The organism is Xanthomonas prunicola (assembly GCF_002846205.1).
GTDB classification, from domain to species: Bacteria; Pseudomonadota; Gammaproteobacteria; order Xanthomonadales; family Xanthomonadaceae; genus Xanthomonas; species Xanthomonas prunicola.
In genome coordinates this window covers 456,832-474,959 of record NZ_PHKV01000001.1, presented here as the reverse complement: position 1 = coordinate 474,959, position 18,128 = coordinate 456,832, and the positions used below count along the sequence as shown (strand labels likewise).

Genomic DNA, 18,128 nt, shown 5'->3' with positions numbered 1-18,128 from the left:
GCAGGCGGCTGTCGGAACATGGACGCTACCCGCGTAGCGTGGTGGTAACGGCGTCCTGCCAGCTGCCCTGAAGAGATGCATGTCATACAAGGAAGATGCGTGTCCAAGATGCCGCGTTGTCGCCTGGCATCGGCCACGCACATGACCTGCCTCTCGAGCTGGTCGCGCTGAGCGCACGCCAATCGTGCAGGCGTGCCGAACAGCACGCAATCGCAGTTATGCTGGCGGCACCATTTGCCAAGGCAGTCTGCCATGTCCCTGTTCGCCGTCATTGCCGGCCTGTGCGTCGCACTGCTGCACGTCTACATCCTGGTGCTGGAAATGGCGCTGTGGACCCATCCGCTGGGCTTGAAGACCTTCCGCAACAGCCTCGAGAAAGCGCAGGCCACCCGCGTGCTGGCAGCCAACCAGGGGCTCTACAACGGCTTCCTGGCCGCTGGCCTGTTCTGGGGGGCACTTGCCGCGCGCGCCGACGTGCTGAGCTTCTTCCTGGGCTGTGTGGTGGTAGCAGGTTGCTATGGCGCCTACAGCGTCAACCGCCGCATCTTCTTCGTGCAGGCACTGCCGGCATTGATCGCACTTGCGCTGGTGTGGCTGCCGCGCTGACGCACCTGCGCCAGGGTGTCTGCTTGCTCGTGGGAGCGGGCTCGCCTGCGATGAAGCGTCACTCTTGGCCCCATCGCAAGCCAGCGATTCTCAGCGGACGGCGTGGGTAACGCAGGCGCGCGTTTGACCGCGCTGCGCACTCGTCCCACAAGGGGCCGAGGGGGGCGATTCTTTCTGCCGTGACCCTAGTCTGCTGACGCTGCAGATCGCGCCAGCATCAGTACCCGTCTCCACAAACAACGACGGCGAGCCGAAGCTCGCCGTCGTCACTGCTGTGAACCGTCACTGCTGTGAACTTGGCGCAAGCCTTACGCGGCTTCGCGTGGCTGTTGTGCCTGCGGCTTGTCGTAGAAGCTGGCTGCACGCAGCTCATGCGGATCGAAGTCGTCTACGGTGATGGTGTCCATCATGATCTCGCGCAGCTCTTCCAGCAGCTTGCGCTCGTCCAGGGTGAGCACGCCTTCGGCCACGGCTTCGTCCAGCTGCGCCGGGAAATCCAGTGCTTCGATGCCCTTGGTCTTGAGCGCCTTGAGAAACTTGCGCTCCACCGGCTCGGCCATCACCGCCTTGGTCAGATAGCTGGCGATACGCCCGCCCGGGTTGTTGGCGCACGGGGTCAGGAAGACGCCCTGAGCCAGGCGGTCGCGCGCTTCGTTGGGCGCCATCAGGATCGATGCCACGCGATGGCCCAGGCGATCGCCGGGCGCTTCGGCGCGACGGCCCAGCGGGAAGATCAGCACCCACATCAGCCAGCCTACCGGGCGGATCGGGAAGTTGCGCAGCGCTGCCGATAGCGCGGTTTCGATCTTGTGCACGCTGTCGTGGAACGCCCAGGCCAGCAGCGGCTGATCGGTGGCCGGTGCGCCTTCGTCGTGGTAGCGCTTGAGCATCGCGCTGGTCATGTAGATATGGCTCAGCACATCGCCCAGGCGACCGGACAACGATTCCTTGAACTTCAACTTGCCGCCCAGCATCAGCATCGACACATCGGCCATCAATGCCAGGTTGGCCGAGTAGCGATCCAGCTTGCGGAAGAAGCGACGCGTGTATGCATCGCCCGGCGCTGCGCCGATGCGCGCACCGGTCAGACCGAACCAGAACGAACGCACGGCGTTGGAAATGCCGAAGCGGATATGCCCGAACAGGCTCTGGTCGAACTCTTCCAGACCGCGGCGTGTATCCGGATCCTGCGCCGCCTGCATTTCCTTCATCACCCACGGATGGCACAGGATCGCGCCCTGGCCGAAGATCAGCAGGCTGCGGGTCATGATGTTGGCGCCTTCCACGGTCACGCCGATCGGCGCGGCCTGCCAGGCGCGGCCGGCGAAGTTGCGCGGCCCCAGGATGATGCCCTTGCCGCCGATCACGTCCATCATGTCGCTGACCACTTCGCGGCCCATGGTGGTGCAGTGGTACTTGGCGATCGCCGACGGCACCGACGGCACGTCGCCACGGTCGACCGCTGCGGCAGTGGCCTGGGCCAGCGCACTGATCGCATACGCCTTGCCGCCGATGCGTGCCAGCGCTTCTTCCACGCCCTCGAAGCGACCGACCGACAGGCCGAACTGCTTGCGGATGCGCGCATACGCACCGGTCACCACCGCCGCATACTTGCCGCCGCCGCTGGCGGTGGAGGGCAGGGTGATCGAACGACCCACCGCCAGGCACTCGTTGAGCATGTTCCAGCCCTTGCCCACCATCTCCACGCCACCGATCAACTGGCTCAGCGGGATGAACACTTCTTCGCCGTGGATCGGGCCGTTCTGGAACGGCGAGTTCAACGGGAAGTGGCGACGGCCGATTTCCACGCCGGGGGTTTCGCGCGGCAGCAGTGCCAGGGTGATGCCGATGTCCTTCTTGTCACCGATCAGGCCGTCCGGGTCGTAGGCGCGGAACGCCAGGCCGATCAACGACGCCACCGGTGCCAGGGTGATGTAGCGCTTGTCGAAGGTGAGCTTGACGCCGAGCACGTTGGCGCCGTTCCACTCGCCCTTGCAGACGATGCCGTAGTCCGGGATCGAGGTGGCATCGGAGCCGGCGAACGGGCCGGTCAGGCCGAAACACGGCACTTCCGCACCGATTGCAAGACGTGGCAGGTAATAGTCTTTCTGTTCCGGGGTGCCGTAATGCAGCAGCAGCTCACCGGGGCCAAGCGAGTTGGGCACGCCAACGGTGGAGCTGACCACGCTGGAGATCGAGGACAGCTTCTGGATCACCTTGTGGTGCGCCAGTGCGCTAAAGCCCAGACCACCGTACTGCTTGGGAATGATCATGCCGAAGAACTTGTTCTTCTTGATGAAGTCCCACAGCTCCGGCGGCAGGTCGGCGTGGACATGGGTGATTTCCCAGTCGTTGACCATCTTGCACAGCTCTTCCACCGGCCCGTCCAGGAACGCCTGCTCTTCAGCGGTCAATTGCGGCTTGGGATAGTTGAGCAGCTTCTGCCAATCCGGGTCACCGGTGAACAGCTCGCCTTCGAAGCCGACCGAGCCGGTTTCCAGTGCGATGCGTTCGGTCTGCGACAGCGGTGGGAGTACCTTGCGGAAGAACGCCATCAATGGCGTGGTCAACAGCGGCTTACGCAGGAACGGCAACAGCACTGGTGCGGACACCAGCACCACCAGCGCGGCGGCCACGCTGGTGGCGGTGAGATTGGCACCCAGCAGCCAGCACGCCACCAGCACGCAGGCGCTGATCGCAACCCAGGTGGCAAGGCGCATGCGGTGATAGGCAGCGATACCCGCCGCCAGGATGACGAGGAGGAACGGTGCAACGATGCTCATGGTCTTGCTCCAGTGACATGCTCGGTAATGTTGGACGCTGCGATGGTGCCAACCGAGGGCAGTGCGTCCAGATAATGCAACACGGTGGCGGTAAAGGTGGTGTTGTCGTCGCCGGCCAGCATGTGCGTGGCATCTGGCAGATGCACGTGCTGCGCATGCGGCGCGATGGAGAGGAATTCGGCGATGTTGGCCGGCGTGACCAAGTCGCTGCGTCCGCCGCTGATCAGGAGCATTGGGCAACGCACCTGTGCCGCCGCATCCAGCAACGCGTGCTGCTGCAGCTGCGCATCCTGGCCGGCCAGCTCGTCGACCAAGCGCGGATCCCAGTGCCAGTGCCAACGCCCATCAGCACGCTGTCGTAGCAATGCCTGCAATTGCCCTGCCGTTTTGCGCGGGCGGTGCGGCAGATATACACCGATCACATCAGCGGCCGCATCCAGTGATGCAAATCCATCCGGATGCGCGGTCATGAAGCGCAGGATGCGCTCCACACCTGTGGTATCCCAACGGGGCGTGATGTCGACCAGCACGATCGCGCGAAACAACCCAGGCCAACGCGCTTCTGCCAGCAACCCGAACAAGCCGCCCATCGATGCGGCGACCAGCACCGGCGGTTCGGGCTGTTCGCCGGCCAGCACGATCAGATCGTCGGTGAACTGTGTTGCCGAGTAGGGCAGGTCCACTGCATTGACGCTCGAATCGCCATGCCCGCGCGCGTCGTATGACAGCGCCCGGTAGCCTCTCTGAGCCAACGTCGCTGCAGTGCTTTGCCATGCATGGCGGGTCTGTCCAAAGCCATGCGCGAACAACACCGTCGGTGCGTGTTCGGCACCCTGCAGCGACACGGCGAGCACTGCATCACCAGCGTTGACGCTGGACACTGACGCAGTGGAGGCGAGGCTAGAAGGTGAGATGACCATACTTAATGGTATGGATGCATGTCGGCGGCTGTCAATACTCAATCGTATGGACGGTTAAGCCATTGAATCATGGCGCTTGTATGTCAATTGCGTGATGCATACTGCAACTGACTCAAGCGTATGGTTAAATCGCGCTATGAACGACACCATCGACTCCAGCCTCACCACACCCCGCGCCAGCTCTGGTCGCGGCAACCGCCTCAGTGCGGACGACTGGGCACAGGCCGCGCTTGACCTGATCGCCGAACAAGGCGTGGGCGCGGTCGCCGTGGAGCCGCTGGCGCGCCGACTTGGCGTCACCAAGGGCAGTTTTTACTGGCACTTCCCCTCGCGCGATGCCTTGCTGCAGGCCGCCCTCGAGCGTTGGGAAATCTTCGAACAAAAGGAAGTGTTCGGCAGCCTGGAAGACGTCCCCGACCCTAGCGCCCGCTTGCGCGCGCTGTTCCAGCTGGTTGCGCACGAGGTCAAACCGCACGTCATCTACAGCGAACTGCTCAAGGCACTCGACCACCCGGCCGTACGCCCGGTCATCGACCGCGTCTCGCAACGCCGCCTCGATTACCTCATCGCCTCCTTCCGGCAGGCGGGCCTGTCCCGCACCGACGCCCAGCACCGCGCGCGCCTGGCGTACGCCGCCTACGTCGGCTTTCTGCAGCTTTCACTGCAACTGCAACAGCCCAAGCAGGCCCGCGAAGACTTCGAGGCGTATGTTGAGCATGTGATCCAGACGTTGATTCCGGGGTGAGTTGACTTGGTGAGATCGAACGCCCAGCACCTGCTCTTCGCGCTGGCGTGAACAAAAAGGGCGGGCCGCATTCGGCCCGCCCTTCGAACTCGCAACGACTCCTTCGCTTAGAAGGAGAACGTCACGCCCAGCGTGTAAAAACGACCGATTGCATCGTAGAAGTTCGGGAAGGTGTTGCCGCTGTTCTCAGCAGTGTTGCCGATCGTGTTACCGACGACGGGCGCCTTCTTGTCGGTAAGGTTAGCGACCGACAGGTTGACTTCGGCATTGAAAGGCAGCTTGTAGTTAACGCCGAAATCAAAGTAGCTGTAAGACGGGATTTCGCGGTAGCTCTCAAACCATGTGCCGGTTTCAGGCTCCACTTCCATCTTGCTGCTGTAACGCCATGCCAATGACACCGACAGGTCGTTATAGGACCAGCTGGAACGCAGGATGGAGCGGTACTTCGAGTTGGGCGTGCAGCTGACGCTGTAGTAACCCAGGCAATCACGGTTTTTCGACTCAGGAGTGGCCTGCGATTCCAGGGTAGTCACCAACGTTGCGTCGTAGGCGAAGTTCAAGCGGCCCATCGAGCCCGGCAGATCGAAGCCATACTTCAGGCCGAGATCGAAGCCGTCGGTCTTCAACGTACCCTGGTTGCTCAAGATCAGCGAAATGCCGCGAGACGTGGTGCCGTTGAAGGTGCCCGTCAACGGCGACCGGCCAATCAGGGCGCAGTTGCCATTGAAGGTCAGCCCAGGATTGAATGCAGGGTCATAGCAACCGGAAACAACGTCATCGACGCTCTGCGAGGAGATGGTTTTTTCCATCTCGATCTTCCAGTAGTCCAGCGTCATGGCGAAGTTGGAGGTGGGGTTCCAGACCAAGCCAATCGTCTGGGTGTCCGCCTGCTCCGGAGTCAGTAGCGGGTTGCCGCCGGTAAGGACATTAACCTGACCAGCATTAGGTTGCGCAACCAGGCCAGCCGAACCGGCAGGAACGCCGGTCTGTACGCACAGGTTGGACAGCGTGCCCGGCACATTCGCTTGTGCTGGGCTAATTGCACCGCCGGCGCACGGATCGGTGTCCAGGTTATCCAGGCCGGTGACCTGAGGAGCGAACAGCTCACCAATGCCGGGTGCGCGATTGGCGCGCTGGAACATGCCGCGGAAACGCAGACTTTCGATCGGCGCCCAGTTAATACCGTACTTGAAGCTACCGTACTCGTCGCCGGTGTTTGCGCTGGTCTTGAAATCGGAGTAACGGTAGCCGGCTTCCAGCGAGAGCGCGTAGACACCCGGTGCGTTATCGATCAGCGGGACGATAAATTCGCCAAACGCTTCGTTGATCGTAAAGCCACCCTGGCGATCCGGGGTCGGCGCGCCGGTGCCCATGACTTCACCCTGGATCTGGCTCGGACCGTCCGAACGTGTGCCAGCAGTTGCACGACGATGTTCGGCGCCCACAGCGACACCAATCGGATATTCCGACCAGGGGCTCTTGAACCCACCCAGATCGCCGCTGAAGTTAAGCGCTGCATTGTCCTGCTCAACGTTCTGGATCGAGAAAGCACTCAAATTAATAAACTTGAGTGCTTCGGGCGAAACAGAACCTTCCGGACCCCAGACATTGAGCGGTGCGCAGCCATTGCTCGGATCAACGCAAGTGGTGCCATCGAGAGACATCAATGCCTGGCGGGTTTTGGACAGCGAGCCCCAGTTGCGAGATTCGGCGAGCCGCTCAGATTCACCGTGCGACCAGAAAGCGTCGTACTTCCAGTTATCGGTGATCGCGCCACGCAGACCGGCAGTCACCTGGAAGGTCTTGGTATCGAAGCGATTGATGCGCGGGCCAAGCTCTGTCAGGCGACGGCCAATCGTCAGGCCTTCGATCATGGTCGCATTGCCCGGGACGCAGTTGGCAGCGTCGATGCCATACGCTTGGCAAAGCTGCTGGCGAGCAGGTTCAGGAATCAGGGGGTTGCCAATCGGCATGTCGAACGCTTCTTGGAACAAGCCGCTCGGTGCCAGGGATGCTTCCACGCGTGAGCGGGTGTAATTCACCTGGCCGTACGCTTCAGCATGCTCGTTGATTTCGTAGCGGCCTAGCGCGGTTGCCTGATACCGATCGAGTCCGGTCTGGAAAAGATTGACCGGATTGAAATTATACGTTTGGACGTTGCTGACGATCTGGCCAGTGGTCGGGTCGATCTGACCTCTGCCGTCCAGTGTGCCGTCATCACCTGGAGTGCCCCATACGCCAGGCGGTCCAACGATCAGCGAAGGCACCGTGGTGCCCGAGCCCTGTGGACGTCCGTTACCGGACGAGCGTGACACTTTGCCCCAGGCACGGTCGCCCTGGAAAACCGGGTCAACCTTGGTGTGACCAACGCTGAACACGACATTGCCTTTGCCGTCGGACGAGTTGGCGCCCATCGTGGCTTCGATGCGCTGACGCGCGCCATCGCCATATTTGGATTGACCGTAAGAGCTCTGAACTTCAACGCCTTCGAAGTCGCGGCGCAGGATGAAGTTTGCGACACCCGAAATGGCGTCGGCACCGTAGACGACGGATGCACCACCGGTCAGCAAATCCACGCTCTGGATAAGCGCTACAGGAATCGTATTGGTGTCAACGACACCGGACAGATCGTAAGGAACCGGACGACGGCCATCGACTAGCACCAGCGTGCGGTTCGAGCCCAGGCCGCGCAGATCGAGTTCTGCTGCACCAGTGGCGCCGTTGTTGGTACCAGGACCCACTGTCGGCGAAACACTCGGCAGCTGCTTGACGAATTCTTCCACGGCAACAGGCTGCGTGCGCATGAACTCTTCACGCTCAATGCTTGTGACCGGGCTGCTGGTGGTCAGGCCGGGCGTCGAGATACGGCTACCGGTGACGGTGATCGTGTCTAGTGTTGCTGCCTCGTCGGCTGGCTTGGTCTGCGCGACTGCAGTCTCTGACAGAACGGCGTTGCCGGTGCCGAGCACCAACGCAAACACAACTGCGTCGCGCAGTTTGTTGGACTTGAAATTCATTAGCTCTCTCTCCAAGTGATCTTGGGTACTGCCAAGGGTTGTTTTGCCTGTCGGGGGTTCCGAAAAAAAGCGGATCCAAAACGTCAGGGTGAACCGATGGTATATGCGTTGCGAGAGAAATTAAAGTCCCGTTAACGAAAAAGAAGGAGGTTGTGAAAGTGGCGGCCGGACGCGTGTTCGGCAACGAAAAACGCCACCGGCTACAGACCGATGGCGTCTCGTGAAATGCTTTGGAATCAGCGAGTTACAGGTCTTGCTCGTATCTGACATACGGAACGGTCCCGTCGCTGTTGCTCTCGTTGCTCGGTGCGAACGGGTTCTTGCCGCGGGAAATGACGTTCTCGGCGCCGACGGTGAGCTGGCCGCTCCAGGGAGTGCGCCAGGTCAGGCCCAGGCCCAGACCTTCCCACTTCTCGGGCTGGCCGGGAACGTCGACGACGCGGCCGATGACGTTGGCGCTGAAGGCGCCGTAGCCACCGCCAACGCTCAGGGTCTTGCTGTCCCACTGGTCAGCGATGGCGGGTGATACGTCGGCCAGCGGTACCAGGCGTGCACGTGCGTAGGTGCCGCCGATCGAAACGAAGCCCTCGCGGCCGATGTTCTTCTGCCCGAAGACGGTGAGGTCGTTTTGCTCCACACGCGTCAGTGGGGCCTTGCCGGCGCCGATCAGCCAGGCGGGCAGGGTGTCGCGACCGGTGCCGGCCGTAACGCCAACGCGGCCACTGCCGCGATTGAAGCCCAGCGTGCCGGAGACACGCCGCGATGCAGCAGCGCTGTCTTCTTCGTCATCGCCGATGCCTGCAAGCAGGCAATGGCTGGCAAGACCGCTGATGTTGGTGCCGCGGCTGCTGTTGCAGAGCAGGCCGAGCGAGTCGCCGGAGGTCAAGCCAAACGCGGCATCGAGGGAGTTGCGACCGAAATGCCAGCGCGCACCGGCTTTCTGCTCGCCAGTCGGCTCCAGGTATAGAAAGGCTTCCACCTTGCCGCTGCCCTTGTTCCACACCGGCAGGATCGTGCTTTCGTGCAACTGCTGCTGCGCCGACTGCGCGTGCACGCCTGTGGCCGCCGCGAGGGCAACCATCAAAGCTAGCGGGAGGCGCAGTAGATATCGCATACCAGAGGTCAGACCCAGGGGCAGTTGTTAAGTTCCCGAGAGCGGGCAAGGAGGATGCTAGGGTGTTTATGATTATTTAACAAGTGGTCGCGTTCCCCCGAAACGCAACCCTCATCCTATCTATTGCAACCTTTCCGGCGCTTCCTGCGAGGGTTGCGCTGCGCTGAAAAGTACGTCCAGTGCGGTCAACGGAAAGTGATACTCACGGCCACAGAATTCGCAGCGCACCTCGACGTCACCAGTCGCCTCGGCGGCCGCGCGCGCCTCTTCCTCGCCCAGCGATTGCAGCATCGAGGCGACCCGCTCACGCGAACAGGAGCAACCGAAGCTGAGCGGCTTGCTGCCGAGCAACTGCGGCTCTTCTTCGTGGAACAGGCGATGCAGCAGATCTTGGCCGGCGACCGAGAGCAGCTCCGGTGCGCCCAGGGTATCGAACAGGGCGCCGATCCGGGTCCAGCCATCGTTATCGCCCTCGTCGCCGGGGAGCTTCTGCAACAACAGGCCGGCAGCCTGATCCGGGCCGGCGGCCAGCAACAGGCGCGTCGGCAGCTGTTCGGACTGCTGGAAATAGCTTTCGAAGGCTTCGGCCAGGTCCGGTGCCTGCATGCCGACCAGGCTCTGGTAGCGCTGCGGCTCGCGTGGGTCCAGCCCGGGGTTTTCGATGGTGATCGCCAGCAGCGCGGCTTCGCCCAGCTCACGCAGATCGGTCGGGGCATCGACGCCGTCAGCCAGTTGCACGATGCCGCGCAAGGTGCCGGCGGCGGTGCATTCGGCGAACAGGGTGCGCAAGGTGTCGTTACCGCGCAGTTGTACCGACAGACGTCCATCGACTTTGGTGTGGCCGGTGAACAGGGCAGCGGCCACGGCCGCTTCGCCAAGCAGTTGGCGAGCGGCGGGCGGGTACTCGGCGGCGCCCTGGATGTCGTGCCAGGCCTTGGTCAGGCGCACATGGACGCCGCGCACGCCAGCGGCGGGCAGCAGGAAACGGGAAAGCTGATCGTGATCGGTCATGGAAACATCGGACGTAAGGGACGCGTGTTGCCGGATAATGCGGCAGGCATCGGGATTGAAAGGTCGTAGCGAACAATGGGGACGGATGCATGGGATGACAAGCAAGCGGCGCCACCGCGGCATAGGCACTGGCTGCGCTGGGTCTTGGCGGCACCGCTGTTGTTTGCCGCCGCGAGCGTGCTGCAGGTGCTGGTCTTGCGGGTGGTCGATCCACCGATCAGCAGCATGATGGTGGGGCGTTATCTGGAAGCCTGGGGAGAGGGCGACTGGAGCTTTTCGCTGCATCAGCAATGGCGTGATTACGACAAAATCGCCGCCAGCCTGCCGATTTCGGTGGTCGCTGCGGAGGATCAGCAGTTCCCGATGCACCACGGCTTCGATCTGCAGGCGATCGAGAAAGCGCGCGATCACAATGCCCGCGGCGGGCGCGTGCGTGGCGCCAGCACCATCAGTCAGCAGGTCGCCAAGAATGTATTCCTGTGGCAGGGCCGCAGTTGGGTGCGCAAGGGCCTGGAAGCCTGGTACACGGTCTTGATCGAGCTGTTCTGGCCCAAACACCGTATCTTGGAGATGTATCTCAACGTGGCCGAATTCGGCGACGGCGTGTACGGCGCGCAAGCGGCTGCCCAGCAGTTCTGGGGCAAGGATGCGGCGGCTTTGTCGCCGACCGAATCAGCGCGCCTGGCAGCGGTATTGCCATCGCCACGGCGTTACGATGCGCACCGTCCGGGTGCATTCGTGCAGCGGCGCACCGCGTGGATCCAGCGGCAGGCGCGCCAGTTGGGTGGCCCTGCCTATTTGCAGGCGCCATGAGGGTGGTCACGATCGATACTGTCCAATCGCCGGTCGCTCCTGAGCGCCTGACCGTGGTCATCGCGGCTTTCAACGAAGAAACCAGCATTCCTCTGCTGCATCCGCGCCTGTGCGCAGTATTGGCGCAATTGCATGGGTTGCAGACGCATGTGCTGTATGTCGACGACGGCAGTACCGATGGCACCTGGGACGTGTTGCATGCGCTCACCGAAGCCGATGCCACCGTAAGTGCGGTGCGGCTGTCGCGCAATTTCGGCAAGGAGTTAGCGATTTCTGCGGGGCTGGATCATGTGCTGCCGGGTGCGGTGGTATTGCTGGATGCTGATGGCCAGGACCCGCCTGAATTGATACCGGAATTCGTTGCGCTGTGGCGTGGCGGCTACGACAACATCTTCGGCACGCGGCTGTTTCGCGAGGGCGAGAGTTGGCTCAAGCGTAGCGCCGCGCATGCGTTTTACCGTGTGATCCGGCGCTTGTCGCGGACTCCGATTCCTGCCGATACCGGCGATTTCCGCTTGCTGTCGCCGCGCGTGGTGGAGGCCCTGCAACAGCTGCGCGAGCGTCACCGTTTCATGAAGGGGCTGTTTGGCTGGGTCGGATTTCGTCAGGTGGCGCTGCCGTATCGGCGTGCGCCGCGTCTGTCCGGGAACAGCAAGTTCACAGTATGGCGGCTGTGGAATTTCGCGCTGGACGGCATCACCAGCTTTTCGACAGTACCGCTGCGGGCGGCAACTTATCTGGGCTTGCTCACTGCGTTGCTTGCGTTTCTGTTCGGCGGCTGGGTCGTCATCAAGGCCGCGCTGGTGGGCGACCCGGTGGCCGGCTGGCCGACCATGATGTCGGTGATCCTGTTTCTGGGCGGCATCCAGCTGATTGCCTTAGGGTTGATTGGCGAATACCTGGGCCGGTTATACGACGAGGCCAAGCAGCGCCCGTTGTATCTGGTCGATACCCACCGCGGCGCGGTGGGAGTAGGCTGGAGCGACCAGACAATGCGCGGAGCGGGCCATGCAGACCGTACGACAGCTGTTGGGGACCAAACAGGTTGAGGTTTTTGCGGTTGCGGCCGATGCCGCGGTGATCGAGGCGATTCGCTTGATGGCCGAGAAGGCGATTGGCGCGGTGTTGGTGATGGATGGGCCGCGCCTGGTCGGGATCGTCTCCGAACGCGACTACGCGCGCAAAGTGGTGCTGCGCGATCGCTCATCTTCGACCACCAGCGTTGCGGAGATCATGAGCGCCGAGGTGGTCACGGTGTCGCCGTCGGACACCGTAGAGCGCTGCATGCAACTGATGACCGATGGGCGCTTTCGGCATCTGCCGGTGGTCGAAAACGGCCGCGTGCAGGGCGTGATTTCGATTGGCGACCTGGTCAAGGCAGTGATCGAAACGCAGCAGCGCGACATCGATCAACTGCAGCGCTATATCGCCAGCTGAGGCCGGCGCCGGCAGTTACTTGGCGTACTTGCCGCCGCAGTTGCTGTCCTTGCCCGGTCCCGGTTCGAAGGTGGCCAGCAGGGCGGCGGGCGGGGCGATCATGCCCAGGCCGATCGCGATTGCGCCACGCAGGCCGAGCGCCTTGTAGTCGGGATGAAACGACGGGTCCTTGAAGGTTCCGCCCACACGCAGCGGCGAGCGCAGGCTGAGGATGCTGCGGTCCTTCGGGCGCGGGCGCAGCAGCAGATCCAGTGTTTCGTCCTTCAAGCTGATGTTGCCCTCGCCGATGATGATGGTGTCGGTGCTGTCGAAGGCCAGGGCGCGCGATTGCATGAGGCCGTCCTTGACGGCGAAATCGCCGAACATGCAACGCACCGGAATCTGCCGGTCGGCGGTGAACAGGTATTTCAGCGATTCGGCGATGTCCAGGCCGGCCAGTTCCATGATCAGGTTGCCGACATGACCGCGGCCCATGCCGACGCCGATCGAGCCGTCCGCGCTGCCGAGCATCGCGGCGATCGAATTGCCGCGGCCACGCAGATCCAGCTCGCCGCCGATTGCGCCTGAGGCCTGCTTGGCGAGCGCGGCATCTGGAAACAGCCGATCCAGCCGGATGCCGCGAATGCCTGCTTTCAGCTGCGTGACGATGACGGGGTTGCGTGCATCCATGCGGATGGTCGAGCGGATGTCCCCACCGGCCACGCCAAAATTCAGTGGATCCAGCTGCAGCAGGCCGTCCTTCAAGGTCAGCGACGCATCCATGTCGTCCAGTGGCCAGGACGGCGCATTGATGCGCTGCGCGCGCCAACGTACCTGGGCATCCATTGCGCGCAATTTGGACAAGTCGTAGGGCGTGGTTGGCAGAACACGGGCGCTGGCGGCAAGCTGCGCGGCCTGCTTTTTCTGCTCGGCGTTTGCTGATTCATTTGTTCCGGTCTTGGGCGGCGCACCGACGAAGCCGGCCAAGTCGTCGAAATCCAGCCGTTTGGAAGCCAGGTCCGCGCGCAGGAAAGGGCGCTTGTTACGCAGGTCGATTTCTGCCGTGCCAGCAAGATCGCTATCGCCGGCAGTGCCGGCGAACGTTTCGTAGCGCCAGACATCGCCATCGCGGCGCAAGCGGCCGTCCAGCGTGTAGGGTGGAGTGGATGGCATCGCGACGCCGATCAGCGGGTACAGGTCTTCCATGTCCTGGCCGCTGAGCGCCATCTGCAGGTCGAATACCCTGAACTGGAACGGGTTGGTCAATGTGCCGCGCACATGCGTCCGCGTGGTGCCGGCACTGCCGCGCAGATCGACACGGAAGGGATGCTCGCTTTGGCTCAATTCCAGCGGTGAGGCGGTATTGCCCTTGAGCGAGAACGGATAGCCTTTCCAGCGGCCTTTGCCATCGATGCCGATCGGGGCGGCGCGTTGGTCGCTGCTGGGCGGTGCCAGGCTGTGAATGGCGACATCCACATCCGAGCGGCTGGCGTCGTCGATAAATTGCAGGCGCCCTTTGTTCACCAGTAGGCGTCCCAGGCGCGGCATGCTGCCGTCGCCCTGGGTCTGGTCGAACACCCAGTTGCCCGGATGGCTATCGTTGCCGGCTTCCAGCAACAGCGTGGGGTGTTCGAGCCGGATTTCCGGCAACTGCAGCTTGCCGCGCAGCAGTGGCCAGAGTTCGACATCGATCTCGGCCGCGTTCAGTTCGGCCATCGCGCCGCGCTTGGACCACGATGCATTGCCCAGACGCAATCGCTCGCCGCGTACCGTGGTGATACGACCCAGATCGACATCCAGATGACCGAGATGAAATTCGCGCCCGGTCTTCGCACTGACCATGCGTTCGACCGGCCCGCGCAACCAGTTCCAGTCGAACAGCAGCAAGAAGATCGCCAACAGCACAGCAACAATGCCGAGACCGATCCACCCGCGTTGGCGGCGCGAGGTGCGGGAGGGCGAAGAAGTAGCGGAGGGCACGTTGTTCACGTGCGCAATGGTTGGCGATGGCTCGTGCACGGCGCGCGAACGCGCCGAAGGTCACAGTTCACATCACCTGCGCGATCACCGCAACGAAGTGGCAAGCGCTACCGGCGAGCACGAACAGGTGCCAGATGGCGTGGAAGTAACGCTGATTGTCGCGTTGATAGAAATACGTGCCCAGCGTGTAAAAGAGCCCGCCGGCCAACAGCCAGCACAGCGACCAGGTATCGACGGAGCGCAGCAACGGCTGGATCGCCACGATGATCAGCCAGCCCATGGCCAGATACAGGGCGGTCGACAGCAAGCGAAAACGGCCGGTAAAAAACAGCTTGAAGATCACCCCGGCGGCGGCGATCGTCCAGATGGCAGCGAACAGTCCCCAACCCCACGGGCCGCGCAGATTGATCAACGTAAACGGGGTATACGTGCCGGCGATCAGCAGGTAGATCGCGCAGTGATCGAGCACCTGCAGGCGTGCCTTGGTGCCCGGATGCGCAATGGCGTGAAACAGGGTGGAGGCGACGTAGAGCAACACCAGCGTGGCACTGAACACGATGGAGGTCGCCAATTGCCAGCCATCGCCATAGATCGCGGCCAGGGTAATCAGCACCGAACCACCGGCCAATGCGGCAATGGCGCCCAGGCCATGCGTCACGGCACTGGCAATTTCGTCGCGCAGGTCGGTCGAGGGGGAGGCGTCTGCGTTCATGTCAAAAAGGTACCGTAATTGCGAGCAATTCGCATCGCCAGCCGTGGCGCACGCTTGCTGCAGGTCACGCGCAGGTCAGTCGAGTGCCTTGGCATGCGCGTGTTCGCGGGTCGCCGAGAAGCGCACATCCGGCGCGCGTTCCTGGGCCAACTGCAGGTTGACCCGGGTCGGTGCCAGATAGACCAGTTGGCCGGCCGCGTCGATGCCCAGATTGCCGGCATTTTTCTCGCGAAATTCTTCCAGCTTCTTGGCGTTGTCGCAGTGGACCCAGCGCGCCGTGGTGACGCTCACCGGCTCGAAGATCGCATCCACGCCGTATTCGTCCTTGAGCCGATACGCGACGACGTCGAACTGCAGCACGCCCACCGCGCCCAGGATCAGATCGTTGCTCATCAACGGGCGGAAGAACTGGGTGGCGCCTTCTTCGGATAGCTGCGCCAGGCCTTTCTGCAATTGCTTGAGCTTGAGCGGGTCGCGTAGACGCGCGCGGCGGAACAGTTCTGGTGCGAAGTTGGGAATGCCGGTGAACGACAGCGATTCGCCTTCGGTGAAGGTGTCGCCGATGGAAATGGTGCCGTGGTTGTGGATGCCGATGACATCGCCCGGCCAGGCTTCGGCGGCGATCTCGCGATCGGAGGCCATGAAGGTCAGCGCGTTGGCCAGTTTGACGTCCTTGCCGCTGCGCACATGCAGCGTCTTCATGCCGGCCGTGAACTTGCCTGAGCACACGCGCATGAACGCCACACGGTCGCGGTGCTGCGGGTCCATGTTGGCCTGGATCTTGAACACGAAGCCGCTCAGTTTGGATTCGGTGGGCTCTACGCGACGGCCAGTGGTTTCGCGCGTTTGCGGCGGCGGTGCGTGTTCGATGAAGAAATCCAGCAGCGGCTGCACGCCGAAATTGTTGACGCCCGAACCGAAGAACACCGGGGTCTGCTGGCCGGCGCGATATGCGGCCAGATCGAACGGATTGCTCGCGCCTTGCACCAGCTCCAGTTCGTCGCGCAGCTCGGCCAGCATCTGCTCGCCGATCTTTTCGACCAGGCCGGGCGCATCCAGCGACGGGAAGATGGTCGAATCCTGACGGGTGAAATTGCGCCCCTGTTCGTACAGGTGCACTTCGCCGGAGATCAGGTGCACGACGCCCTTGAGACGCTGGCCCATGCCGATCGGCCAGGTGACCGGTGCGCACTGGATGCCGAGCACGGTTTCCACTTCATCCAGCAGATCGATCGGGTTCTTGCCCTCGCGATCGAGCTTGTTGATGAAGGTCATGATGGGGGTGTCGCGCAAGCGGCAGACCTCCATCAGCTTGATGGTGCGTTCTTCCACGCCCTTGGCCACGTCGATGACCATCAGCGCCGAGTCCACTGCGGTGAGCACGCGGTAGGTATCCTCGCCGAAGTCGGCGTGGCCCGGCGTGTCGAGCAGGTTGACGATCTTGCCCTCGTACGGGAACTGCATCACCGACGAGGTCACCGAGATGCCGCGCTCTTTTTCCAGCGCCATCCAGTCCGAGGTGGCATGACGTGCGGCCTTGCGGCCCTTCACCGACCCTGCCATCTGGATCGCGCCTCCGAACAGCAACAGCTTTTCGGTCAGCGTGGTCTTGCCGGCATCGGGGTGGGAAATGATGGCGAAGGTGCGGCGGCGCGCGGCTTCGTTGGAGACATCGGACATGGGCGGTGCGCGCCCGGTCGGACGCCTGCGGAAACTGAGGAAGCCGATGATTATAACGGCTTCGCTGCGGCACGCCTTTGGAGCAAGGTTGGCGCCCTCGATTTCGGCGGTTGGCCGTGGCCGGGGCCAGCCTCAGGGGGCTGGCGAGGGAAACTGCAGTTCGCCCTGCGGGCCGAGCATGCGGAACGGGATCGAGACCAGCCGCATGTCGGCATTGCGCTGGATCGCGAAATGCAGGTGCGGCGCGGTGCTGAAGCCGGTATTGCCGGATGCGCCAAGCCGCTCGCCGGTACGCACCGCCTGGTTCGGGCGCACGGCCACGCCGTCGGGCGCCAGGTGGGCATAAATGGCCATGCTGCCGTCGGCGTGCAGCACGCGCACGAAGTTACCGCCGCCGGCTGCGGGGTCGTTCGGGTTGTTGTCGACGACATCGCGCTGCACCTGCATGACCACGCCATCGCGCGCTGCCAGGACCGGCGTTCCCTGCGGCATGGCGAAGTCCACCGCGTACCAGTTGGGCGGATCGGCATGGCTGAAGTGTCCGCCAAAGCCCTGCGCGACCTGCACCGGCACGCCGCGGAATGGCAACTGATAGGGCGCCGGCTGCGGGGTAGCCCGCGGATCGCCCGGCACCACGTCGAGCGTGAGCCCGAGCCCGCCCAGGGTGCGCTGGTTACTGGCCGGATACAGCCGGGTCACCAGGCGGCGCTCGTGTGCGGCCAACGCAAGCGTCAGCGGCAATTGCGGCACGGCGCGGTAATCCTCGCTGGCTGGTGCGCTCAGGCGCAGCTGCGCGGGCCCGGCTAGTGGATTGGTGACCCAGGCGAGGTAGACCGGGGCCTGCCATTCCAGTTGCAGCGCAGCGCCAGTGCCGATGGCGGCCGGAGCGGATTGTGGGGCCAGTGACTGCGGTGAGGGCGTTGCGGCAGCGCCGGGCCAATGCCAACGCTGCTGTGCGTGCGCCGGGCGCGCGCAAGCCAGTACCAAAACCAGTGCTGTGATAAAGACCGGCAGGGCAGTGCGAGGGACGAGGTGAGGCACGCCATCGACTCAAGCAGAAGGGGCGCAAGTATGCGGCCCATCACAGGCCAGAGTGGTATCGGATGAAAATATATCTTTCCATCCGCATGAAGAGATTGACATCGCAAAAATCTGCTGGCATCTTAGCCTCACCATCGAGACCGGCGGAGGGACAGGCCCTTTGATGCCGGGGCAGCCAGCGGAGCGCGCAAGCGTCCGCGTTTGGTGCCAAATCCTGCGGGGACCTTCGCGTCCGCCGAAAGATGGTTCGAATCGTGCCTTGTGCACCTCGAACGCGAGCTCCGCGAAGC

General features: G+C 63.0%; 14 protein-coding genes and 1 riboswitch. Of the genes, 5 read left to right on the top strand and 9 right to left on the bottom strand.

What is annotated here, in order from left to right; genetic code table 11:
- Positions 1 to 252 precede the first annotated feature (252 nt).
- Entirely contained in the window at positions 253 to 606 is a 354-nt protein-coding gene (locus XpruCFBP8353_RS02210; RefSeq protein WP_101361729.1) for a DUF1304 domain-containing protein, read from the top strand.
- A 308-nt stretch (positions 607 to 914) separates the two neighbouring features.
- Here XpruCFBP8353_RS02210 and XpruCFBP8353_RS02205 read toward each other — a convergent pair whose 3' ends face one another.
- Together XpruCFBP8353_RS02205 and XpruCFBP8353_RS02200 are read right to left on the bottom strand one after the other, a co-directional pair.
- Positions 915 to 3,389, bottom strand: a complete 2,475-nt coding sequence (locus XpruCFBP8353_RS02205; protein ID WP_101361728.1) for an acyl-CoA dehydrogenase — start codon at positions 3,387 to 3,389, stop codon at positions 915 to 917.
- Complete coding sequence (locus XpruCFBP8353_RS02200) at positions 3,386 to 4,309, bottom strand: alpha/beta fold hydrolase (protein ID WP_101361727.1); 924 nt, start codon at positions 4,307 to 4,309, stop codon at positions 3,386 to 3,388. The genes XpruCFBP8353_RS02205 and XpruCFBP8353_RS02200 overlap by 4 nt, the downstream gene beginning before the upstream one ends.
- 136 nt (positions 4,310 to 4,445) lie before the next feature.
- On the opposite strand from XpruCFBP8353_RS02200, the gene XpruCFBP8353_RS02195 reads away from it, so the two are divergent.
- Entirely contained in the window at positions 4,446 to 5,054 is a 609-nt protein-coding gene (locus XpruCFBP8353_RS02195) for a TetR/AcrR family transcriptional regulator (RefSeq protein ID WP_065466941.1), read from the top strand.
- A 107-nt stretch (positions 5,055 to 5,161) separates the two neighbouring features.
- Here the strand turns inward: XpruCFBP8353_RS02195 and XpruCFBP8353_RS02190 are convergent, their stop codons facing one another.
- The 3 genes from XpruCFBP8353_RS02190 to hslO form a co-directional block, all read right to left on the bottom strand.
- Positions 5,162 to 8,071, bottom strand: a complete 2,910-nt coding sequence (locus tag XpruCFBP8353_RS02190) for a TonB-dependent receptor domain-containing protein (RefSeq protein WP_101361726.1) — start codon at positions 8,069 to 8,071, stop codon at positions 5,162 to 5,164.
- A gap of 244 nt (positions 8,072 to 8,315) precedes the next feature.
- On the bottom strand, positions 8,316 to 9,152 hold the full coding sequence (locus tag XpruCFBP8353_RS02185) for an XOO1806 family protein (protein ID WP_162300921.1): 837 nt from the start codon (positions 9,150 to 9,152) through the stop codon (positions 8,316 to 8,318).
- A gap of 153 nt (positions 9,153 to 9,305) precedes the next feature.
- On the bottom strand, positions 9,306 to 10,196 hold the full coding sequence (hslO, locus tag XpruCFBP8353_RS02180) for an Hsp33 family molecular chaperone HslO (protein WP_101361724.1): 891 nt from the start codon (positions 10,194 to 10,196) through the stop codon (positions 9,306 to 9,308).
- A gap of 75 nt (positions 10,197 to 10,271) precedes the next feature.
- Here hslO and mtgA point away from each other — a divergent pair, with 75 nt between their 5' ends.
- The 3 genes from mtgA to XpruCFBP8353_RS02165 are packed head-to-tail and all read left to right on the top strand — an operon-like array spanning position 10,272 to position 12,446.
- Positions 10,272 to 11,009, top strand: a complete 738-nt coding sequence (mtgA, locus tag XpruCFBP8353_RS02175) for a monofunctional biosynthetic peptidoglycan transglycosylase (protein WP_101361723.1) — start codon at positions 10,272 to 10,274, stop codon at positions 11,007 to 11,009.
- Positions 11,006 to 12,058: a glycosyltransferase family 2 protein gene (locus XpruCFBP8353_RS02170; protein WP_108723470.1), complete on the top strand. Its 1,053-nt coding sequence runs from the start codon at positions 11,006 to 11,008 to the stop codon at positions 12,056 to 12,058. The genes mtgA and XpruCFBP8353_RS02170 overlap by 4 nt, the downstream gene beginning before the upstream one ends.
- Positions 12,018 to 12,446 (top strand): CBS domain-containing protein, encoded by a 429-nt coding sequence (locus tag XpruCFBP8353_RS02165; RefSeq protein ID WP_101361721.1) that lies wholly within the window; start codon positions 12,018 to 12,020, stop codon positions 12,444 to 12,446. The genes XpruCFBP8353_RS02170 and XpruCFBP8353_RS02165 overlap by 41 nt, the downstream gene beginning before the upstream one ends.
- Before the next feature lie 15 nt (positions 12,447 to 12,461).
- On the opposite strand, the gene XpruCFBP8353_RS02160 is transcribed toward XpruCFBP8353_RS02165, so the two are convergent.
- From XpruCFBP8353_RS02160 to XpruCFBP8353_RS02145, 4 genes are all read right to left on the bottom strand, one after another.
- Positions 12,462 to 14,414 (bottom strand): AsmA family protein, encoded by a 1,953-nt coding sequence (locus XpruCFBP8353_RS02160; RefSeq protein WP_101362435.1) that lies wholly within the window; start codon positions 14,412 to 14,414, stop codon positions 12,462 to 12,464.
- 58 nt (positions 14,415 to 14,472) lie between these two features.
- Complete coding sequence (gene trhA / locus XpruCFBP8353_RS02155; RefSeq protein ID WP_101361720.1) at positions 14,473 to 15,117, bottom strand: PAQR family membrane homeostasis protein TrhA; 645 nt, start codon at positions 15,115 to 15,117, stop codon at positions 14,473 to 14,475.
- 75 nt (positions 15,118 to 15,192) lie between these two features.
- Complete coding sequence (locus XpruCFBP8353_RS02150; protein ID WP_101361719.1) at positions 15,193 to 16,797, bottom strand: peptide chain release factor 3; 1,605 nt, start codon at positions 16,795 to 16,797, stop codon at positions 15,193 to 15,195.
- Positions 16,798 to 16,929: 132 nt separating this feature from the next.
- The gene (locus XpruCFBP8353_RS02145) at positions 16,930 to 17,838 is read right to left on the bottom strand and encodes a M23 family metallopeptidase (protein WP_101361718.1); all 909 of its coding nucleotides are present in this window, start codon (positions 17,836 to 17,838) and stop codon (positions 16,930 to 16,932) included.
- 128 nt (positions 17,839 to 17,966) lie between these two features.
- A riboswitch (SAM riboswitch) is annotated at positions 17,967 to 18,087 on the top strand.
- Positions 18,088 to 18,128 lie beyond the last annotated feature (41 nt).